This window comes from Phenylobacterium sp., from assembly GCF_022402485.1.
GTDB lineage: Bacteria > Pseudomonadota > Alphaproteobacteria > Caulobacterales > Caulobacteraceae > Phenylobacterium.
The window spans coordinates 1-20,631 of sequence record NZ_JAKRSA010000029.1; the positions used below are offsets into that span (position 1 = coordinate 1).

Sequence of the window (20,631 nt, forward strand, 5' to 3'; positions counted from 1 at the left end):
GCCAGCAGCAGAGGCCAGGCGATGAGGAACCCGATGGTCGGTGCCGCCCACTGCAGGGCGATGGCCGCCACGAGGCCCGTGACCAGAAGCCCGGCCCAGCCGGCGCTGCGCTCTGCTGGCCGCCCAAAGGCACCAAAGGCGACCACCGCGGCCCCTAGACCAAGGGCCAGGGCAGGCCAGTCCAGTCCCCCCTGAATCTGACAGCCGAGGGCCGCGACCAGGGCCAGGAGGGCTGTGGCCATACGCATGCCGCCCTTGGCCAGGGCGGCGGCGGCCAGGAGCACCACCCCAAGCCCGAGCAGGATCACCACAACCTCGAACCGCGCTGCCTGGGCGAGTAGCTCACGCTGCTCAAGATAGCCAAAGCCGACCCCTGTGGCCTGCCGCGCGGACCGCAGCACCACTGCGCCGGCCAGGAGCACATAGAGCCCCGCCAGGGCCCCCTGGCCCGCGTCCAGCAGGCCAAATCCTGAAGCGGCCTTTCTGGCCCTGAAGACCCCGACGCTCAGCAACAGGGCGGCCAGTCCGATCAGGATCCAGCCTACCGAGGGCGCATAGGCTACCGTCTTGCCCCCCGGCAGCGGGGCGTAGACCTTGTCTGGCCCAGGTGCCGGGAGCGTATCGGAATAGGCGGCCGCGACCGCCACCGCCAGGGCCTGGTCGCCCAGGTCCTGGACCGAACGGCGGGACAGGTTTTCAACCGTGGCCGTCGGGCTGTGGTAATCGAACTGGCGGCCAGAAAATGCGTAGTTCAGTCCCGGAATGCCCAGATCCCGCGGGATCGAAAAGTCGGTGTCGTTGGGCATCCGGCGATAGGCAAAGACGGCAAGGGAATTGGCCGGTGAGCCCGGGGTGACCCGGGCAAACAGGTCCACTGTGGGCCCGCCCTGATTGCCGGTTTCGAACATGGTCACCCGACCCGCCGAGCCGCGGGCCTCCAGGTTGATCAGGAAGCCGATGTTTGCCGCCAGGGGATGGTCATCGAAGAAGGCGCGGGCACCGAGCAGGCCGATCTCTTCGCCGTCGGTAAAAATCACCACCACATTCCGCTCAGGCTGGCCCCGGGCGCGCAGGGCGCTGATGATCTCCAGGATAGCGGCAACCCCAGCTGCATCGTCGCCGGCCCCCGGGGATCGCGGAACGCTGTCATAGTGGGCCATCAGGGCCAGGGCTGGCGCGGCCGGATCGCGGCCAGGCAAGACCCCGGTGAGGTTCTCGATTCGAGCGCCGCTTACTCGGGTTGCGCCGTTCACCTCCCGGACCGCGAAGGGGCGCGCGATACTGACCTGCGGATCAAGACCAAGGGCCGCCATCTGATCGATCAGGTGTTCGCGGACCGCGAAATTGGCGGGGCTGCCTGTGGGGTGGGGGGCGCGGGCGATGATCTCGATGTCCGCCAAAGCCCGTTCGGCGGAGAAGACCTCGGCGGGGGCGTCGACCGCTTTGGGACGGGGCCCCTGCTCGCCAAACCAGCTGATCGTCACCCCAAGGATCAGGCAGACGACCAGTGCGATCGTACGTTCCATGGCGCGTTGTCCCCGTCGTGTTCTTGTCCGGGAACCTAGAGCATTTCGTGAAATGCTCTAACTATTTGAACACCGCCCCACAGGCATGGCTGGCACGCAAAAACGCCCGCCGGAAGGAGCGGCGGGCGTTCTGCAATGGATGGTCGTCGATGGTCCAGGCTGGTCAGCCTGGCCCGCCCTGTCAGGCGGCGACGGCGGACTCCTGAGGATCGCGCAGGACATAGCCGCGGCCCCAGACGGTCTCGATGTGGTGCTTGCCCTCGGCGGCAGCGGCCAGCTTCTTGCGCAGCTTGCAGATGAAGACGTCGATGATCTTCAGCTCCGGCTCGTCCATGCCGCCATAGAGGTGGTTGAGGAACATTTCCTTGGTGAGCGTCGTCCCTTTGCGCAGAGAGAGCAGCTCGAGCATCTGATATTCCTTGCCGGTCAGATGGACCCGGGCGCCGTTCACCTCGACGGTCTTGGCATCCAGATTGACCACGATGTCGCCGGTGCGGATGACCGACTGGGCGTGGCCCTTAGAGCGCCGGACCACCGCGTGAATGCGGGCGATCAGCTCATCCTTGTGGAAAGGCTTGGTCATGTAGTCGTCGCCGCCGGCGCCGAACGTCTTAACTTTGGTGTCGATCTCGGCCGATCCGGACAGGATCATCACCGGGGTATTGATCTTGCCCACCCGCAGGGTACGCAGCACATCCATGCCGCTCATGTCGGGCAGGTTGAGATCCAGCAGAATAAGGTCGTAGTCGTAGATCTTGCCCAGATCGACGCCTTCTTCCCCCAGATCGGTCGTATAGACGTTGAAGCCTTCTGACTTCAGCATCAATTCAATGCTCTGCGCCGTAGCGCTGTCATCCTCAATCAACAGAACGCGCATCAGTCCCTCCTCGAACGACAGCGCAGCTTGCTGGTCCCCGTTCGGAAACCATCCAAGCCCCTCGCGGTAATCTTGCCCGCGAGTTAATTTAAGACCGGTTAATATTGAAGGGCCTCTGCGCAATTCGTTAATCCGATTTGAGAATCAGCGGCAAGGCCCGCCGCGCCTGAGCGAGTCACGGTCCAGTTGAATCTTTTGTGATTGGACAGGCGCGGCGAAGCGGGGGCTCGGCGACAACCTGTGGGCGACAGGCTCGGGCTGGTCCAACCCGCGGCTACGGGGCGTTGCGGGGGGCTGAACAGTGGACAAGGGTGAGCCCAGAGGTGGCTGGGCAGCGAGCGCCTAAATCCAGCGCCGTTTACGAATCTTCACCTGGGATTAAGCCTGCCGGGCGACCTTGGTCATCAGTGATTTCCGGGGGCCCGGCCTTTGCGCAGTCTTGTCGCCGCGGTCGAGCGCATCGACCCGCTTTCCGTCTCTGGCCGGGTGGCCGCCGTCAACGGTCTGCTGATTGAGGCCCGGGGCGGCGTGACCCGCCTTGCGGTGGGCGCCCGCGCCGAGATCGAGCGCCTCGGTGCCCCGCCCCTGCCAGCCGAAGTCGTCGGTTTCCGTGACGCTCGCGCCCTGTTGATGCCGTTCGGGGCCGTTGAGGGCGTGGCGCCGGGGGCGGAGATCCGCATTGAGCCGGGTGGATCGGCCGTGCGTCCGACCAAAGCGTGGCTTGGCCGTATCATCGACGCCTTTGGCCAGCCCATCGACGGCAAGGGGCCGCTGCCCCAGGGCGTCGCGGCCTATCCTCTGCGTGCGCCGCCCCCCCCGGCCCATGCCCGTGACCGGGTTGGTGGACGACTGGATCTGGGTGTCCGGGCGATGAACGTCTTCACCACCTGCTGCCGCGGCCAGCGCCTCGGGGTCTTCGCGGGCTCGGGCGTCGGCAAGTCGGTGCTGCTCTCCATGCTGGCCCGCAACGCTGATTGCGACGCCGTAGTCGTGGGGCTGATTGGTGAGCGGGGTCGGGAGGTCCGGGAGTTCATCGAGGAGACTCTGGGCGAGGAGGGGCTGCGCCGGGCCATTGTTGTGGTGGCTACCTCCGACGAACCCGCCCTCAAGCGCCGGCAGGCGGCCTATATGACCATGGCCATCGCTGAGTTCATGCGCGACCAGGACATGGAGGTCCTGTGTCTGATGGACTCCGTCACCCGCTTTGCCATGGCCCAGCGCGAAATCGGCCTGGCCGCCGGCGAGCCGCCGACCACCAAGGGCTACACCCCCACCGTGTTTACCGAACTTCCCAAGCTGCTGGAGCGGGCAGGGCCCGGACCCATCCGGCCAGATGGCACCAAGGCTGGCCCGATCACGGGCCTGTTCACCGTGCTGGTCGACGGTGATGACCATAATGAGCCGATCGCCGACGCCGTGCGCGGCATTCTCGATGGCCACATTGTCATGGAACGGGCCATTGCCGAGCGCGGCCGTTTCCCGGCCATCAATGTGTTGAAGTCGATCAGTCGAACCATGCCCGGCTGTCACCAGCCCCACGAGCGCCAGATCGTCACCGCCGCCCGACAGGCCCTGTCGGCCTATGCCAATATGGAGGAGCTGATCCGTATTGGTGCCTACCGGCCAGGCTCTGATCCGCAGGTGGACATGGCGATTGCCCTCAACCCGGCCCTGGAAGGGTTCCTCAGCCAGGACCAGGATGAGGCCACGACCCTTGAAGAGTCGTTTGGCGCCCTGGCCCACATCCTTGAAGGCGTCGCCGCATGAGTTGGGCCCAGTCGCTCGTCAAGCTGTCCACCTATGAGGTGGAGGTGCTTCAGAAACGCATGGCGGAGATCAATCAGCGTCGCGCCGACCTTGAGATGCGCCTGCTGATGCTGGAGGCCGAAGGCGAAGCCGAGGCGCAGAGCGCTACCGATGATGCGGACTCCGGCTGGTGTCACATCGGCTTCCTGGATGGCCTGCGTGTCCGTCGGGCCGCCCTGATGGATCAGCTCAAGGTCCTGGCCCTGGAGGAGCAAGGCGCCCGGGACGCCCTGACCGGGGCCTTCGAAGAGCAGAAAAAGTATGAGCAGGTGGCTGAGGACATCCGGCTGACGCGGCTGCGCGAACGGGCCCGACTTGATGCTGCGGCCATGGACGAAATGGGTCTGCAACGGGCGGCTGCGGCCCGTCGGTGAAACTGCCGGGCTCCCTCTATGATCTAAACCGCCGAAGCTTCATCGGCTCGGCCCTGGCGCTCGGCGCCTGCCAGCCTGCGGCGCAATCCCAGACCTCACCGATCAGTCTGCCGCCCTTGAGGTCTATCGCGCCCTTTCCCGTCGGCACGGCCGTCCAGGCGATGCATCTCACCGATCCGGCCCTGGCCCGGCTGATTGCCACCCAGGCCTCGCAGCTGACGCCGGAGTGGGAGATGAAGATGGAGTACATCGTCCTGGACGATGGCAGCTTCCGCTTCGAGGCCCCAGACGCCATCGCCGCCTTCGCCCGCGCCCATGGGATGGGCCTGTTTGGCCACACCCTGGTCTGGTACGCCCAGACCTCGCCAGCCTTTGAGCGCCTGGACGAGGGACGGGTCAGCTTTGGCGCGGCCTATCGCAACTACATCCACGCCGTGGTGGGCCGCTATCGTGGCCAGGCCGTGGGCTGGGACGTGGTCAATGAGGCAGTGGCCGAGGACGGCGAGGGCTGGCGCGACAGCCTTTGGAGCCAGCGGCTTGGGGCCTTTGAGCACATGGTGCTGGCCTTCCAGCACGCCCGCGAGGCTGACCCGAACGCCCGGCTTTTTCTCAACGACTACAATCTCGAATGGATCCCCAAGAAGCGGGCCACCTTCCTGCGGTTGGTGGAGCGGCTGCTGGCCGCCGGTGCCCCCCTGGATGGGGTGGGTACTCAGACCCATGTGGCGGCCGATCAGCCACCGGGGGAAATCGCCCGCACCATCCGCGAACTCGGCCAGTTCGGCTTGGCCGTCCATGTGTCGGAGTTTGATGTTTCGATCAGCCGGGCTCAGGGCCTGATGCCCAATCGTCTTGAACTGGAGCGCCAGCAGGCCGCGCTCTATGGGGAGGCCGCCGAGGCCTTCATGGCCCTGCCGCCCCGACAGAGGTTCGCCTTCAGCTTCTGGGGGCTGAGGGACAAGGACTCGTGGCTCAAGCGCGAAGACGCAGGCGATACGCCGTTGCCGTTTGATGATCAGGGGCGGCCAAAAGCCGCAGCCGCAGCCTGGGCTGCCCAGGTGGGCTGATCAGCCCTGGGGTGGCGGCGCGGGTCTCGGGGCAGGCTGGCGCGGCGGGGCCATCCGCTCGGCGTCGGCCTGTTGACGCAGGACATGCAGGTCATCGCTGAGGCGGAAGATCGCCACATAGAACTCACAGAATGAGCGCCACAGCAGGATCAGGGCGCCGATCACCAGCAGGCCGGCCACCAGGACCGGTATGGCCAGCATCAGGCCCATGATGCTGTCTTCGCGGAGCGCCACGCCCACCGCGGCCCCAATGGTGCCGAACGCGCCCAGGGCGATAACGCCAAGGCCCGCCCAGTAGATCAGGTGGATCACCGAGTTGGTCATAAGCCGGTCGAACGTCAGGAGGTCCCAGAACAGGGAGGCCCCGGCGCCGCGCTTAGATTTGGATCTGCTGGCCATTCGTCATCCAACGCTTCTGGGACCCACGGGCGTCCCGCGCGCCAAACCGCTACCAGCCGCAGGCCTTCCGGGCAACTTTGGAAAAGCCGAGGCCGGCCCTTGCCCCTTAGATCGTACCGAGAGTCTTGAGCCGCGCCCGGGGGTGGACCTCGTTCTGGCTCATGACCGGGGTCTGGCCCCGGAAGCGTTCGATGATCGAGCGCACGTAAGGCCGGATGGCCGGGCTGGTAAGCAGAACCGGGGTTTCCCCCGACAGGGCCGCACGCTCAAACACTTCGCGCACGCCGCGGATAAAGTCCTGTAGGCGGGAGGGGGCGAGGGCCAGCTGCTTTTCCTCGCCGGGCCCGATCAGGGCCTCGCTGAAGGCGTTTTCCCATTCCGCCGACAGGGTGACGATGGGCAGCGCGCCGTCATCGCCGCGATAGGCGTAGGAGAGCTGTCTGGCCAGTCGGCCGCGCACCTGCTCCACCAGCATGGCCACGGAGGCGGTGTGCGGGGCAGCCTCGCCGATGCCTTCCAGGATCGCGGGCAGGTCACGGATCGACACCCGCTCCCGCAGCAGGGCCTGCAGGACCCGCTGAACGGTGGTGGCGGTCACGATGCTGGGGATCAGGTCCTCCACCAGCTTCTTCTGCTCGCCCGGCAGGTCCTTCAGCAGCTTCTGAACCTCGGCATAGGACAGGAGCTCGGACATGTTGTCCTTGAGGATCTCGGTCAGATGGGTGGTCAGCACCGTGGCGGGATCAACGATGGTGTAGCCCCGGAAGCTGGCCTCCTCGCGCAGGGTCTCGTCGATCCAGGTGGCGGGCAGGCCAAAGGCGGGCTCGCGCATGTGTTCGCCGGGAATTTCGACCTGGCCGCCCCGGGGGTCCATGGCCATCAGGGACCCCAGGCGCACCTCGCCCTCGCCGGCTTCAAGTTCCTTGATGCGGATGCAGTAGCCCTGGGAGGGCAGGCGCATGTTGTCCAGGATACGGACCGAGGGCATGACAAAGCCGTACTCCGCCGCAAGCGTCCGGCGCAGGGCGCGGATCTGGTCGGTGAGCCTGCGGCCTTCCAGGTCATTGATCAGCGGCAACAGGCCATAGCCCAGTTCGATCTTGATCTCGTCGATGGCCAGGGTGTCGCTGATGGGCTCGTCCTGGGGTTCAGTCGCCTGCTCCATGATCGGGGCGGGTTCAGGCTCCAGGGACTTTCGACCCCGGTAGTAGGCCAGGGCGCCGGCGGCGATGGCCACGGCGGCGAAGGGCAGCACGGGCATGCCGGGCACCACGGCCAGAATGCCCGATGTCGCAGCCACCATGCCGAGGCCCACCGGATTCATGGCCAGCTGGGCGACCAGGGCCTTGTCGGCTGAACCCTCGACCCCGGCCTTGGAGACCAGGAAGCCTGCGGCGATGGAGGTGATCAGGGCGGGGATCTGGCTAACCAGACCATCGCCGATGGTCATGATCGTATAGGTGGTCGCCGCTTCGCCAGCCGGCATGCCGTGCTGCATCACCCCGATGAGGATGCCGCCGAGGATGTTGATGGCCACGATGATCAGGCTAGCGATGGCGTCGCCGCGGACAAACTTCGAGGCACCATCCATGGCCCCGAAGAAGGTCGATTCCTGCTCCAGCTCCTTGCGCCGGCGCTTGGCTTCCTCGTCATCGATCAGCCCCGCTGAGAGGTCCGCATCGATGGCCATCTGCTTGCCGGGCATGGCGTCGAGGGTAAAGCGGGCCGCCACCTCGGCGATCCGGCCTGAGCCCTTGCTGATCACGACAAAGTTCACGATCACCAGGATGGCGAAGATAATCACCCCGATGATGAAGCTGCCGCCCATCATCAGATTGCCGAAGCCCTCGATGATCTGGCCGGCCCCGTCCGTCCCCTCGTGACCATGGGTCAGGATCAGGCGGGTGGAGCCGATGTTGAGCCCCAGGCGATAGAGGGTGCTGACCAGCAGGACCGTCGGGAAAGCGCTGAATTCCAGCGGCTTTTTGATCAGCAGCGAGGTCATCATGATCAGAATTGAACCGGTGATCGAGATCACCAGCAGGGCGTCCAGCAGCACAGCCGGAATGGGCAGGATCAGCAGGACGATGATGCTCACCGCCCCGATGGCCAGGGCGACTTCCCCGCGCATGAGCCAGCCCATCATGTCGCGGGCAGTGGGCGCCGGGGGGGCGTTACTCTGAGCCATCCGTCTCCTCGAACTCCCCTTCAGCCTCAGGCGGCGTGGGCGCCAGCGCCCTGGGGCGCGGGAACCGACACGCCGGCCTCAGTGTATTCTTTCAGCTTGTTGCGCAGGGTCCGGATCGAGATCCCCAGGATGTTGGCCGCATGGGTGCGGTTGCCCGAGCAATGCTCCAGGGTGTCGATGATCAACTGCTGCTCCATCTCGGCCACGGTCTGACCGACAAAGCTGCGTTGGATCGCCTCGGCGGCGAAGCTGGCCGCCTGAGCTGTGCGGGCCCCTATATCGGCCGGCGAGAGGGGCTGACCGTCGGGCAGGCGGACGGCCTCCTCGGTGATCTCATCGCCCACCGAGAGCAGAACCGCCCGGTGCATGGCGTTTTCCAGCTCGCGGACATTGCCCGCCCAGCGTTGGGCTGCCAGGCGGCGGCGGGCTTCGGCCGGGAGGGGTTTTTCCGGCATCCCGTTGGCGGCGGCGTACTTCTTCACGAAGAACTCGGCCAGGGCGATGATATCGCCCGGTCGCTCACGCAGGGGCGGCAGGCGCAGATTGACGACGTTCAGGCGGTAAAGCAGGTCCTCGCGGAAGGTCCCGTCCTTGACGGCCTGGGCCAGGTCGCGGTTCGAGGTGGCGAGGATGCGGATGTCGACCTTGACGGGCTTGGCGCCCCCGACCCGGTCGATCTCCCGCTCCTGGATGGCGCGCAGCAGCTTGGCCTGCAGCCGCGCGTCCATCTCGGAGATTTCATCCAACAGCAGGGTGCCGCCATTGGCCTCTTCGAACTTGCCGATGCGACGGGCCAGGGCACCGGTAAAGGCACCCTTCTCATGGCCAAACAGCTCACTTTCCAGCAGGTTTTCCGGAATGGCCGCACAGTTGACCGAGATGAACGGCTTGGCCGCCCGGCGGGACTTCTGGTGGACGTAGCGGGCGACGACCTCTTTACCCGACCCGCTTTCGCCGGTGATCAGGATCGAGGCCTCGGAGGCGGCGACCTGGTCGGCCAGGGTCAGGACGGCCTGCATGGCAGGATCGCGCACCACCATGGGGCGGTTGTCGTCCGAGACGGCGGCCAGCACGGCGGCGATCAGAGCAGCTTCCGGCGGGAGGGGGATGAACTCCTTGGCCCCGGCGCGGATGGCGGCCGCGGCCCTGGCCGGGTCGGCCCCGACCCCGCAGGCCACCACCGGCACCCGGATCCGCTCGGCCTCGTTGGCGGCGATCAGGGCTGCAATGTCGAGGTCGTAGTCCACCAGGAGCAGGTCAGCCCCCTGTCCCGCCCGCAGGGCGTGGGTGGCGGCCGCGACGGTCTCCACATGACTCACCTTGGCGCCGGCGCTCATCGCCATTTTCACCGCCGCAGAGAGCTGTCCGTCCAGTTTTCCGACGACCAGAAGCCGCATCTTCAAATCTCCTTACGCCGCTGCACTAGGCCGCGGTGTCGCCGTCCTTGATGATTTCCGTCATGGTCACGCCGAGACGCTCGTCGACGATGACGACTTCCCCTCGGGCCACCAGGCGGTTGTTCACATAGATATCGATGGCCTCGCCGACCTTGCGGTCGAGCTCCAGCACGCTGCCCGAGGACAGTTGCAACAGCTGGGCGACGGACATCTGGGCGCGGCCAAGCACCGCCGAGATGCTGACGGGCACGTCGAAGACCGGTGCCAGGTCACTGGCCGCCTTTTCTTCGCCCTCAAGGCCGTAGTCCACCGGGAGACCATCGCCTGCCCCCAGTTCCTGCAGTTTCAGTTCGTCAGACATCACAGGGTCCTTTCACCGGTCAGGCCTCGCCGCCGGGAATGAGGGGTTCGGCGTGCAGGCCTTCGGACGCGAGGGCGGCTTCGAGGGCCTGCGACACGCGCTGGGCAGCGGCGGCGGGATCAAATCGTGCCGCCCCGTCGCCAAAATCGAGGGCGAAGGCCGCCATGGCCATGGCGGGATCCGGGCGCACCTGGATCTGGCCCGCAAAGCCGATGGCCTGGGCGGTCTCGGCCAGCAGGGGCTCCAGCCCCTCGGCCAGGGCGGGCGACACCGTCACCAGCAGGCGTGGTGCGCTCTCGATCTCTCGGGCCAGGGCGTCCAGGGCCGCCCGCAGGGGCGCGCGGGGAAAGGCGTCCAGGGCGGCGTCGGCAATGGCCTGACCGCAGGCCAGGGCAAGCTCTGCCGATCCTGTGCGATGGGCGTGGGCCACCTCCGCCAGGCGAGGCAACGCCGCCTGGCAGGCCTGGGCGATCTGAGACAGGGCCCGGGCCTGTTCGGCGGCCACCTGCGACAGGGCCGCGCGCTCACCCTCAGCATAGGCCTGGGCGCGGATCGCCTCGACCTCTTCCAGGGGATAGATGCGCTTGGGCCTGGCCGAGACCTGGGCCACAGCGCCGGCATCGTCAAAGACGGTGTCGAAATCGAATTTGCGGATGATCGGCTGGGTCATCAGTAGATCAGCTCATCATCGCCGCCGGCCCCGGCCAGCATGATCTCGCCCTTGGCCGCCAGGTCCTTGGCCACCTGGACCATCTTCATCTGCGCCTGGTCGACATCCTTCAGACGGACCGGCCCCATGCCTTCCATGTCCTCGCGCATGATCTTGGCGGCGCGCTCGGACATGTTGGAGAAGAACATCTCCCGCAGGGCGTCGGAGGCCCCCTTCAGCGCCAGGCCCAGCTGATCCTTCTCGACCCCGCGCAGCAGGGTCTGGACCCCACCCGGATCGAGCTTGGAGAGGTCTTCAAAGACGAACATGAGCGCCCGGATGCGCTCAGCGCTTTCACGGTTGCGCTCTTCCAGGGCGGCGATGAAGCGCGACTCGGTCTGGCGATCGAAGGAGTTGAAGATGTCGGCCATCATCTCGTGGCTGTCGCGCTTGGAGGTGCGCGCCAGGTTGGACATGAACTCGGTCCGCAGGGTCTGTTCGATCTTGTCGAGGATTTCCCGCTGCACGGGCTCCATGCGCAGCATGCGGGTGACGCACTCCAGAGCGAAGTCCTCGGGCAGGGCGCCCAGGACCCGGGCGGCATGCTCGGATTTTACCTTCGACAGGATGACGGCGACGGTCTGCGGGTATTCGTTCTTCAGATAGTTGGCGAGGACGGCTTCGCTGACATTGCCCAGCTTGTCCCACATGGTGCGACCGGCCGGACCCCGGATTTCCTCCATCAAGGCGTCGACCTTGTCGGGGGGCAGGAAGGCCTGGAGGAGCTTCTGGGTCTGTTCGAAGGAGCCCATGATGGCACCGGCCCCGGACATGCCGGCGACGAACTCCACCAGCAGCGCCTCGACCACACTGGCAGCAACGGTGCCAAGGCTGGCCATGGCCTGGGAGACCTCCTTGATCTCCTCCTCGTCCAGGCTCTGCCAGATAACCCCGTGGTCTTCGCCAAGCGCCAGCAGAACCACGGCGGCCTTCTCCGGCCCGGTCAGCTGGCTGATGTCATTGATGGTCTTGTTGCGGCCCCCGCCGCGCACGGCACCGGTCATGCGGATTCATGCAGCCAGGTGCGCAAGATCGCCACTGACTGGTCCGGATGGGTGTCGACAAAGTCCGCCACGCGCTTGACCGACGAGGCCTTTACCTGGCCCTCGATGCGAGCAATGTCGATCTTCTGCTCCAGGGCATCAGGACCAGGCAGCGCCAGGGGCTGGCCCGTTGAGGGATCCACCGCGATCTGTATGGGCTGGCCATCGGCGGTGGTGGTCACCAGTCGGGTGATGGTCTGGCCAGGTCCCGCGCCGCCGCCGCCGGCGGTCTTCAGTAGCGGCCGGACCACAAAGAAGACGATCAGCAGGGCGACAATGGCGAGGATGGCCAGCTCCACCGCCCGCATGATGTCGTTCTTGTCGAAGTCCATCAGGGGATTGCCCGCCTCCACCCCGCCTGCAGCGGCCGGGGCATCAAAGGGCATGTTGACCACGGTGACCTGGTCGCCGCGGGCTTCATTGAAGCCGACGGCCGTCCGGACCAGCTCTTCGATGCGGGCAATTTCTTCCTCGCTGCGGGCCGCATATTCTCCTGGCGCGCCGTCCGCGCCCACAGGGCGGACCCCATCCACCACAACGGCCACGGACAGGCGCTGGACCTTGCCGGGCTCATTGACCTCGGTGCGGATGGTCTTGGAGATCTCGAAATTTGTGGTGGTTTCGGTCCGCCCGCTGGCCGAAGCCAGGGTGCCGCCGCCGCCGCCCGCAGCGCCGCCCGGGATATTGGCGTCGGCGGTTACCACGCCATTGGCGTTGGGCTCGTTCTCATTGGCGTTTTCCTCGACCGTCTGTTCGGAGCGCACCACCTGACCCTCGGGATCGAAGGTCTCCTGCTGGACAGTCACCCGCGCCAGATCCAGTTCAGCGGTGACATTCACCCGGGCCTTGCCGGCTCCAACCACACTTTCCACCAGGGCCTTGACGGTCTTGGCGATGCGCTGCTCGACCTCGTTCTTGCGTCCTTCGGCCATCTCGCCGGCGAAGCCCTCGCCACCGGTGGACAAGGTCTTGCCGTTCTGGTCGACGACGGTCACCCGGTCGGGGGTCATCCGGGGCACAGCGCCGGCCACAAGGTTCTGCACCGCCCGTACCTGGTCAGGGCTGGGGGCGCGACCGCCCACGCCCATGGTGATGGAGGCCGAAGGCTCTTCGGCGGTTTCCTCAAACAGCTGGCGCTTGGGCAGGACCAGATGGACGCGGGCGAACGTCACGCCATCCAGGCTGCGGATGGTCCGGGCCAGCTCGCCCTCCAGGGCGCGCTGGCGGTTGAGTTGCTGGACGAAGTCGGTCTGACCGAGGGCGTTGGCCTCGTCGAAGATTTCATAACCCACGGACCCCGCTGTGGGCAGGCCCTTGCCCGACAGCAGCAGGCGTGTGGAGGCAACCTCGTCGCGGTTGACCATGATGGTCGAGCCGTCGCCCTTGACCTCGTACTTGACCCCGGCCTGGTCGAGGGCCTCGGTGATCGAGCCGGCCTCGCGCATGTCGAGATTGGCGTAGAGCAGGGACTTGGGCTGACCAAAGTTCATGGTCACGGCCATCAGGGCGGCGGCCACGCCGGCGCCAATGCCGAGAATCGCGGCCAGGCGGCCGATCCCGAACCCTTGCAAGGCGGCTACGAACTGATTCAAGGCGCGTCCCACCCCAAAACCCTGCGGTTGGCGCCCACTTTGGGCCGACCGCTAGGCAGGATTTACCCAGTCGATGGTAAACGCCGCGTTTAAGCCTTGGCTGTGCCGATGAATTGGCGCTGTTTTTTCGCCGAGGCGCGATGTCGCACGCCCCCTCGCAGGGGCACCGTGGTCCGCTTGCCCGACCCGGGCAGGTGGTTGCCGCCCCTTAGCTGCTCCAGGGGGTCAGGGCCCCCCAGTGGAACAGCACCAGGGCAAAGCCGCCATAGATCAAGGTGGTGGCCGTGAAGGCGAGCTTGCGGGTCACGGGCCAGCTATCCAGGCGTCGGCCGCCCTGCCAGATCTTCCAGAGCGCCGCTAGGGTCAGCAGGTTCAGGACAGAGGCCACCAGGGCGCAGGCCGAGGCCAGGATCAATCGCACACCGGGCCAGGCGAAGACCACCTGGGCGGTGTCTGAGGCACCCATCCCCCAGGAGACAAACAGCCCCAAGGCCAGCAGCCAAAGGACGCCCTGGATGGTCTGGACCAGGCTCGCCTGACTTTGAATCTGGGTCTGACGCAGGTCCCGGCGGTTACGCAGGGCCAGGCCGATCAGGGTGGCGATCGCCGCCAGGGCCGCAAAGCCGGCTAGCCAGGCGAGGACCGGGGGCTGGCTCCACAGGCCGACCCGCTGGAATCGTGCGTCGTTATAGGTGCCCTGGAAGGCGGAGGCCTTGCCGCCAGCCATGTCGAACACCATCCGCTCCAGGCCCGTCGTGGACACAAACCGTCCGGCCTTTGGATCGCCCTCGGGGACCCAGGTCTGGGTGCCGTTCAGGCTACGGGTCATCAGGCGACCATCCTTCGTCACCTCGACGCTGACGCCTGAAAGGAAGAAGCCCACAAAGCGCTCAAGGCCCACATAGGCCCGACGGGTGCCGAGATAGTGGCCCTGATAAAGGCGAGCCAGATTCCGCAGGTCTGGACTTCCATCCTGAGGGGGAGCCGCCGCCGACCCGTAGAATTGGGCGACCACCTCGGCGGGCAGGCGTAGGGCGAGCGCTGCGCCATTCTCGGTGTTGACGCTGACGAACACCCCGAGGTCGAGGTCAGGGGCCACCACCATGTTGGAGCTGAACGACAGGGTCCCGCCGGCATGGCCATAGCCCTTGCGACCGCCGGGTAGGGGATAAGCGATAAAGCCGTGGGGCCAGTCATTGATCCCGTCGGCATTGGGCTCCAGAGGCGTCCGGAAGGCGCGCGCCGTCGTGGGACTGAAGATCGCCAGGGGACTCCCGGGCGCAGCGGCACCTGGCGTCCCGGCCGCTTCGGGGGCGACGGTTCCATAGACGCCATCATTCAGCAGCACGATCATATAGCGGGCCATGTCGGCCGCCGTCGACGAGGCCGCGCCCGCAGGGGCGATGTGCCCGAGATACTCAAAGGGCCGGGTTTGGAAGCCGCCGGTCGGCGACCAGCGGAACCCCTCCGACAGGTTACGGGCCAGGCTTGGCGCCATGGCCGCCGGAATGCCCTCGCGCGGGGGATGGGGTTCGCGGAACGTGGTCCGGGCCATGCCAAGTGGGCCGGTGATCTGCTGTTCGACCAGGTCCTCGAAGGGGCGGCCTGACACATAGACCAGGGCCTGACCTGCCAAGCCTACGCCATAGTTGGAATAGGTCGGAAACTGGCCGGGCTCCCGTACCCGCCGGGGCCGCTCCTGGCGCAGGTACTGGACCATGGGACGCTCCCGGTCGAAGTCCCGCTCCATGAGCTGGCCCAGAATGCGGTCTTCAAAGCCTGGGGTGTGATCCAGCAGGTGCACCACCTGGATCGGCTGGGTGAAGCCCTGGTCGCGGATCTGCAGGGCTTCGGGAAGATAGAGGTTGATTGGCGCGTCAATGCGGATGCGACCGGCCTGGATCTCGTTCATCAGCAAGATCCAGGTGAAGGTCTTGGAGATCGAGCCGATACGGAAAAGGGTTTGATCTGGGTCTACCGCCCGTCTTGGTGAAAAGCTGGCGTGGCCATAGCCCTTCTTGAAGATCACCTGATCGTTCTGGACCACCGAAACGGTGACGCCGGCGATGCGGTCCCTGGCCATGGCCGAGCCGATGACCCCGTCCAAATAGGCTTCCAGCCGGGCCGGATCGATGGGGGTTACCCCTGCGCCGATCAGGGCCGTGGGATCGACGCCTGGGGTGGCGGCGGTGCTGGCGGCCGCTGGGGCTGTCCGCCGTGGCCGGGGCGCTGGGCGGGCGTTCTGGCGCTGAGCGCCTGGATTGGCCAGGGCCTCATAGGGAATAGGCGCCTCCGGCAGGGCCGGCGGGCTTTGGGCCAAAGCCATGGACGGCGGGCATAGAGCCGCCGCCAGCATCGCCACAGCAAGCTTGGGCCAGAAGCGCATCACCAGAACTCGCATTTATCTGAAGTACCCCACGAGGGTCCCTTCTAGGGCGCCGAGCGAGCGGCTCCAAGGCGCCGGTTTACCGCGAATGGGGCGTCTTGAACGTCAGTAGAGGCAGAACCGGGCGAAGCTGTGGACCAATCCACACCTGCGGCTCTGAGGGCGGGGTCAGGCCCGCCGCGGCTTCCCGGTCGCGCACGCAGACCCCCACCTGACGGCCCAGGGCGATAAAATCTCCGACCTCGCCCAGGGCGGAGAGAAAACAGGCGTCGAAATAGGGGTAGGTGTCGGCCTCGCCACAGCCGAAAGACGTGCGGTCTGGCCGGGCGGCGGTCAGGATCATCCGGTTGGGCTTGGCCAGGGCCGGGACAAAGACCCCTGAATAGCAGGCCGAGATCACCACCACGGTGGGTTTGACCCCGCAGCTGCGATCCAGCATCAGGCCCAGGATCTGGGGCGGCAGGATCTGATCATCCACCAGAACGCCCTCGGGCAGACCATGAGAGGTCACATAGACAAGGCATCCCGCCGCGCTGGCGCCCAGGGTGCCCAGGGTGGAATAGATGGCCCGCGGGGTGGCCTTCTGGGGGCGAGGGGCCTTTTCCGCTTCAGGGCGGACGGAAAACTGGACGATCTTGTCAGGGGCGACCCCCAAGCCTGCAAATGCCTTGGCGAGATCTCGACGGGCATTGTCGAACGCCTCGGTCGGGCCTCCGAGGGAGCCCGTCGCGTCGCCGGCGACCACCACGGCGGCCCAGGCCTCGAAGGGCGAGGCTTGAACAGGTGAGGTGCCGACGAGGCCAAAAGCCAGGCTCAGCGCCAGGGCACAGATCCGAATCCTCAGATCAGCGCGTCGCCGGGACAAGTCAGCTCTTGTAGCTTTTGAACGGGGTGGGCAGGGCCGTCCCCGTCGCCTTGGCCAATAGTCGGCCTTCGGAGTCGTAGAGTTCGCCCTCGGTGAAGGCGATGCTGCGTCCCCATTTCACAACCCGGCCAATCCCCTTGATCTGGCCGGGCATGGCCGGCCGCAGGAAGCTGGTCTTCATCTCCAGGGTCGGCGCCACATGGGTCATACCCGAGGCGACCATGCAGGCCACCGACATGGCCTCATCGAGCATGGCGCAGAGATAGCCCCCCTGAATTTGCTTCATGGGGTTCAGCAGCAGTTCGGCCTTCGCGTCAAAGGACACCTCGACCATTTTCTCGGCCTGACTCACCGCCACCATCTGGAAGCCCAGGGTCTGGGAGCCGGTGGGCTGATTTTTGGTCCGTAGAAAGCGGGCCAGAATGGCCTCGTCGGTCAGGGCTTCGGGCTCAGTGGCAGCAACATCTGTCATGGGGCTATTTCTTGCGGAATTGGTCGAGGGAAATGACCTTTTCAGCGGGGTCAGCCGGCGGTTCGCTCACCGGCGTTACGGTGGGCCCGACCTCGGCCCCATCGCTGGCCACAGGCGCCGCGCCATTGGTGGCCGCCTCGAACTGAAGCAGAAACTGGACGCTGGGGTCATAGAACCGCGAAACCGCCGCATAAGGCACAGAGACGCGCTTGGGCTGGCCGCCAAACTTCAGGGTCACCGAAAAGAAGGTCTCTCCCGGCGCGAGGTCCCAGTACTGATGCTGCAGGACGATGGTCATTTCGTCGGGATATTTCGACAAAAGATCCACGGGGCCTGACACCCCGGGGGCGTCGGTCTTGAACGTCACATAAAAATGGTGCGCCCCAGGCAGACCCTCAGGGGAGGCGGCACGTTTGAGGGCGGCCTTGACCACGCCACGCAGCGCCTCCTGGGCCATCGCCTCGTAGTGCATCTGGTCTTGGGCCGGCGGCTCCTGGGCCATGGGGTCTCTCAAAGGTGGGGGCGCTTACAGACAAGGAACCTAGCGTGTGGCGCGGCAGGCGCAAGGCGGCGTGCGAGGGGGGCGGGGCAAGCCTTGCACGATACGGGTCGCCTGCAGCTTCCCCGCCACGGTTGGCGGCGACAGCATCACTTTGGAAAAGGGAAGGTGGAGGGGGAAAAGGGAAGGTGGAGGGGTTCTGTTGCAAGGCCCCCTCCCGGCCCCGCCTAACGCTGCTAAGACGCTAGGAGTTTAGGTCGAAATCTATCGGACCGCTTACGCAGCCAGACGGACTTCTTCAGCGAAGTTATCGTTCGCATTTAGTTTAAAGCCCGAAACGGTGGGCAAAGCCGAGAGAAAGCAACACCTTTAGACGTCTGTCGATGCTGATCGGCCCCAGACTTCCCGGCGATACCCGGGGAAGGTTTTGGTGGAGCCGCCGGGAATCGCACCCGGGTCCAGTCCGCTTATGACGTGCGCGTTTATCTCCATAGTCCGGCGAACCGGACAGGTTGAATATAGGGTCATGCCCCTGGAAATTGAAGGGCTTTCGCGGCAGACCTCCCGGGAGGCCGGTTTGGCCAGGCCAGGACGCTGCTATCAATGGGGGGGAAGTGGCGCGGGGGCCTATAGGGCGTCGGTGCCCCGGGTGATGGACAGCACGCCAGTGCGTGATAGCTCCACCAGGCCCAGCGGCCGCATCAGCTCAGCGAACTTGTCGATCTTGTTCGGCGCGCCGGTGATCTCGAAGACGAAGCTCTCATGGGTGGTATCGATCACCCGGGCACGGAAGATGTCGGCCACCCGCAGGGCCTCGACCCGCTCGGCGCCGGTGTTCCGGACCTTCACCAGAGCCAGCTCCCGTTCCAGGCCATTGGGATCGCGGGTCACGTCCTGGACGTGGCGGGTGGAGACCATCTTCTCCAGCTGCGCCTCGATCTGACCCAGCACATGGGGGGTGCCGCGGGTGACGATGGTCACCCGGCTTGTGTGGGCGTTCCGGTCGGTCTCGGCGACCGTCAGGCTCTCGATATTGTAGCCCCGGGCGGCGAACAGCCCCACCAGCCGGTGCAGGACGCCCGGCTCGTTGTCCACCAGCACGGCGAAGGTGGCGAGGTTCTCCACCTCGGACTTGTGGTCGAGGTCATAGACGGAGGCAGGCTGGGGATCAGGCATCAAGGTCTCTTCTCTAGGCTCGGCCGTTCAGGTGTCACAGGCGCGCCTCGGGGGCAACCAACCCCCAGTCAGCAGCGCAATGCGCCCGCCTAAACCAGCCGCTTGCCGGCCTCGTCGATGATGGAGCCCAGGTCACGGGATTCCTCGGCCAGGATCATCTCATTGTGCGCCTTGCCCGAGGGGATCATGGGGAAGCAGTTCTCTTCCTTGGTCACCCGGCAGTCGAACAACACGGGGCGGCGCACGGCGATCATCTCGGCGATCTTATCGTCCAGCTCGTCCGGCTTTTCGGCCCGCAGGCCCACCGCGCCGAAGGCCTCGGCCATCTTCACAAAGTCCGGCAGACTGTCGGAATAGGAGTGGGAATAGCGCTCGCCGTGCAGCAGCTGCTGCCACTGGCGGACCATGCCCATCCACTCGTTGTTGAGGATGAAGATCTTGATCGGCAGGTCGTACTGAATAGCCGTGGCCATTTCCTGCATGGTCATCTGCACGCTGGCGTCCCCGGCGATGTCGATGACCAGGGAGTCCGGATGGGCGATCTGCACGCCCACGGCGGCGGGCAGGCCATAGCCCATGGTGCCCAGGCCGCCGGAGGTCATCCATCGGTTCGGGTCGTCGAAGTGGAAGTACTGGGCCGCCCACATCTGGTGCTGGCCGACCTCGGTGGTGATGTAGACGTCCTTGTCCTTGGCGTGATGGTAGAGCCGCTCGATAGCGTACTGCGGCTTGATCAGCTTGGAGTCCGGGGAATAGGCAAAGCACTTGCGGGCCCGCCAGGCGTCGATCTGGCGCCACCACTCGTCCAGGGCTGTCTTGTCCACGGACAGGTGCATGGCCTTCCAGGCGGCGATCATGTCCTCCAGCACGCTGGCGGCGTCGCCGACAATGCCCACGTCGCAGCGGACATTCTTGCCGATGGACGAGGCGTCGATGTCCACATGGATCTTGCGCGATCCGGGTGAAAACGCGTCCAGTCGGCCGGTGACCCGGTCGTCAAACCGAGACCCCAGGGCCACCATCACATCGCAGTCGTGCATGGCGTGGTTGGCCTCGAAGCTGCCATGCATGCCCAGCATGCCCAGCCACTTCGGGTCAGAGGCCGGGAAGGCACCAAGGCCCATCAGGGTCGAGGTCACCGGGGCACCGGTCAGCTCGGCAAACTCCCGCAGCAGGGCCGAGGCCCGGGGACCGGCATTGATCACGCCGCCGCCGGTATAGAGGATCGGTCGGCGCGACTGGGCGATGAGGGTGACGGCCTCGGCGATGCGGCCGGCGTCGCCCTTGACCTGGGGCCGATAGTCATGGGCGTGGGTCACAGCCTTGGGACCCTGATAGGCCGTCTTGCCGAACTGCACGTCCTTGGGAATGTCGATGACCACGGGACCGGGGCGGCCGGATGTGGCGATGTGGAAGGCCTCGTGCATGATGCGCGGCAGGTCGTCGACGTTCTTGACCAGATAGTTGTGCTTGGTGATCGAGCGGGTGATGCCGATCGTGTCGCACTCCTGGAAGGCATCGGTGCCGATCAGATGGGTGGCCACCTGGCCGGTGATGACCACCAGGGGAATGGAGTCCATGAGGGCGTCGACAATGCCGGTCACGGCATTGGTGGCACCAGGGCCCGAGGTGACCAGGACCACGCCGGGCTTGCCGGTGGAGCGGGCATAACCTTCGGCAGCGTGGGTGGCACCCTGTTCGTGGCGAACGAGGATGTGACGCAGCCGCGGCTCGGCGAACAGCGCGTCATAGATCGGCAGCACCGCCCCGCCCGGATAACCGAACAGGACCTCTACCCCCTGATCGAGCAGGGCGCGGACGACGACTTCGGCGCCGCTCATCATTTCGGTGTCGGCGGCCTCGGGGGCGGTGATGGTCTGGTGGGCGGTCATGG

Annotated in this window: 18 protein-coding genes and 1 other RNA gene; 3 read left to right on the top strand and 16 right to left on the bottom strand. The window is 66.0% G+C overall.

Annotation, left to right across the window (positions count from 1 at the left end; all coding sequences use genetic code 11):
• Window positions 1–1,526, bottom strand: a 1,526-nt coding sequence (locus MH112_RS12050; protein ID WP_296568094.1) for a M20/M25/M40 family metallo-hydrolase, incomplete at its 3' end; no start/stop codon positions are given.
• A gap of 181 nt (window positions 1,527–1,707) precedes the next feature.
• Window positions 1,708–2,403, bottom strand: coding sequence for a response regulator transcription factor CtrA (gene ctrA, locus MH112_RS12055; protein WP_296568098.1), 696 nt, complete (start codon window positions 2,401–2,403; stop codon window positions 1,708–1,710).
• A gap of 429 nt (window positions 2,404–2,832) precedes the next feature.
• Between ctrA and fliI the strand changes: the two genes are divergently transcribed.
• Genes fliI through MH112_RS12070 form a run of 3 tightly spaced genes read left to right on the top strand, consistent with a single transcriptional unit; the run spans window position 2,833 to window position 5,650 of the window.
• Complete coding sequence (gene fliI / locus MH112_RS12060) at window positions 2,833–4,170, top strand: flagellar protein export ATPase FliI (protein ID WP_296568100.1); 1,338 nt, start codon at window positions 2,833–2,835, stop codon at window positions 4,168–4,170.
• Window positions 4,167–4,583 (top strand): flagellar export protein FliJ, encoded by a 417-nt coding sequence (locus MH112_RS12065; protein ID WP_296568102.1) that lies wholly within the window; start codon window positions 4,167–4,169, stop codon window positions 4,581–4,583. The genes fliI and MH112_RS12065 overlap by 4 nt, the downstream gene beginning before the upstream one ends.
• Entirely contained in the window at window positions 4,580–5,650 is a 1,071-nt protein-coding gene (locus MH112_RS12070) for an endo-1,4-beta-xylanase (RefSeq protein WP_296568104.1), read from the top strand. Before MH112_RS12065 ends, MH112_RS12070 begins: the two co-directional genes overlap by 4 nt.
• On the opposite strand, the gene MH112_RS12075 is transcribed toward MH112_RS12070, so the two are convergent.
• The 14 genes from MH112_RS12075 to MH112_RS12140 form a co-directional block, all read right to left on the bottom strand.
• Window positions 5,651–6,049, bottom strand: coding sequence for a DUF4282 domain-containing protein (locus tag MH112_RS12075; protein WP_296568106.1), 399 nt, complete (start codon window positions 6,047–6,049; stop codon window positions 5,651–5,653). It abuts the gene before it with no gap.
• Window positions 6,050–6,155: 106 nt separating this feature from the next.
• Window positions 6,156–8,237 (bottom strand): flagellar biosynthesis protein FlhA, encoded by a 2,082-nt coding sequence (gene flhA, locus MH112_RS12080; protein ID WP_296568108.1) that lies wholly within the window; start codon window positions 8,235–8,237, stop codon window positions 6,156–6,158.
• Between the two features lie 26 nt (window positions 8,238–8,263).
• A complete protein-coding gene (locus tag MH112_RS12085; protein ID WP_296568110.1) occupies window positions 8,264–9,634 on the bottom strand; it encodes a sigma-54 dependent transcriptional regulator in 1,371 nt (456 codons plus the stop codon).
• 25 nt (window positions 9,635–9,659) lie between these two features.
• A complete protein-coding gene (fliN, locus tag MH112_RS12090) occupies window positions 9,660–9,998 on the bottom strand; it encodes a flagellar motor switch protein FliN (RefSeq protein ID WP_296568113.1) in 339 nt (112 codons plus the stop codon).
• 16 nt (window positions 9,999–10,014) lie between these two features.
• Complete coding sequence (locus tag MH112_RS12095; protein WP_296568115.1) at window positions 10,015–10,665, bottom strand: flagellar assembly protein FliH; 651 nt, start codon at window positions 10,663–10,665, stop codon at window positions 10,015–10,017.
• Complete coding sequence (fliG, locus tag MH112_RS12100) at window positions 10,665–11,708, bottom strand: flagellar motor switch protein FliG (RefSeq protein ID WP_296568116.1); 1,044 nt, start codon at window positions 11,706–11,708, stop codon at window positions 10,665–10,667. The genes MH112_RS12095 and fliG overlap by 1 nt, the downstream gene beginning before the upstream one ends.
• Entirely contained in the window at window positions 11,705–13,339 is a 1,635-nt protein-coding gene (gene fliF / locus MH112_RS12105; RefSeq protein ID WP_296568118.1) for a flagellar basal-body MS-ring/collar protein FliF, read from the bottom strand. The genes fliG and fliF overlap by 4 nt, the downstream gene beginning before the upstream one ends.
• Window positions 13,340–13,547: 208 nt before the next feature.
• Window positions 13,548–15,740, bottom strand: a complete 2,193-nt coding sequence (locus MH112_RS12110; protein ID WP_296568120.1) for a serine hydrolase domain-containing protein — start codon at window positions 15,738–15,740, stop codon at window positions 13,548–13,550.
• A gap of 64 nt (window positions 15,741–15,804) precedes the next feature.
• The gene (locus MH112_RS12115; protein ID WP_296568122.1) at window positions 15,805–16,590 is read right to left on the bottom strand and encodes a C13 family peptidase; all 786 of its coding nucleotides are present in this window, start codon (window positions 16,588–16,590) and stop codon (window positions 15,805–15,807) included.
• A 1-nt stretch (window position 16,591) separates the two neighbouring features.
• On the bottom strand, window positions 16,592–17,062 hold the full coding sequence (locus tag MH112_RS12120; protein WP_296568124.1) for a PaaI family thioesterase: 471 nt from the start codon (window positions 17,060–17,062) through the stop codon (window positions 16,592–16,594).
• 4 nt (window positions 17,063–17,066) lie between these two features.
• The gene (locus tag MH112_RS12125) at window positions 17,067–17,564 is read right to left on the bottom strand and encodes a ClpXP protease specificity-enhancing factor SspB (protein ID WP_296568127.1); all 498 of its coding nucleotides are present in this window, start codon (window positions 17,562–17,564) and stop codon (window positions 17,067–17,069) included.
• 184 nt (window positions 17,565–17,748) lie between these two features.
• Window positions 17,749–18,109: a transfer-messenger RNA gene (gene ssrA, locus MH112_RS12130) on the bottom strand.
• 79 nt (window positions 18,110–18,188) lie between these two features.
• On the bottom strand, window positions 18,189–18,737 hold the full coding sequence (gene ilvN, locus MH112_RS12135) for an acetolactate synthase small subunit (RefSeq protein ID WP_296568129.1): 549 nt from the start codon (window positions 18,735–18,737) through the stop codon (window positions 18,189–18,191).
• A gap of 89 nt (window positions 18,738–18,826) precedes the next feature.
• Entirely contained in the window at window positions 18,827–20,629 is a 1,803-nt protein-coding gene (locus MH112_RS12140) for an acetolactate synthase 3 large subunit (RefSeq protein ID WP_296568130.1), read from the bottom strand.
• Window positions 20,630–20,631 lie beyond the last annotated feature (2 nt).

Coding starts and splice junctions, on each gene's coding strand:
- MH112_RS12110 (WP_296568120.1), bottom strand. CDS start 15,740: ATGCGAGTTCTGGTGATGCGCTTCTGGCCCAAGCTTGCTGTGGCGATG.
- MH112_RS12125 (WP_296568127.1), bottom strand. CDS start 17,564: ATGGCCCAGGAGCCGCCGGCCCAAGACCAGATGCACTACGAGGCGATG.
- MH112_RS12140 (WP_296568130.1), bottom strand. CDS start 20,629: ATGACCGCCCACCAGACCATCACCGCCCCCGAGGCCGCCGACACCGAA.
- MH112_RS12075 (WP_296568106.1), bottom strand. CDS start 6,049: ATGGCCAGCAGATCCAAATCTAAGCGCGGCGCCGGGGCCTCCCTGTTC.
- MH112_RS12085 (WP_296568110.1), bottom strand. CDS start 9,634: ATGCGGCTTCTGGTCGTCGGAAAACTGGACGGACAGCTCTCTGCGGCG.
- ctrA (WP_296568098.1), bottom strand. CDS start 2,403: ATGCGCGTTCTGTTGATTGAGGATGACAGCGCTACGGCGCAGAGCATT.
- flhA (WP_296568108.1), bottom strand. CDS start 8,237: ATGGCTCAGAGTAACGCCCCCCCGGCGCCCACTGCCCGCGACATGATG.
- ilvN (WP_296568129.1), bottom strand. CDS start 18,737: ATGCCTGATCCCCAGCCTGCCTCCGTCTATGACCTCGACCACAAGTCC.
- MH112_RS12095 (WP_296568115.1), bottom strand. CDS start 10,665: ATGACCCAGCCGATCATCCGCAAATTCGATTTCGACACCGTCTTTGAC.
- fliG (WP_296568116.1), bottom strand. CDS start 11,708: ATGACCGGTGCCGTGCGCGGCGGGGGCCGCAACAAGACCATCAATGAC.
- MH112_RS12120 (WP_296568124.1), bottom strand. CDS start 17,062: ATGACAGATGTTGCTGCCACTGAGCCCGAAGCCCTGACCGACGAGGCC.
- MH112_RS12065 (WP_296568102.1), top strand. CDS start 4,167: ATGAGTTGGGCCCAGTCGCTCGTCAAGCTGTCCACCTATGAGGTGGAG.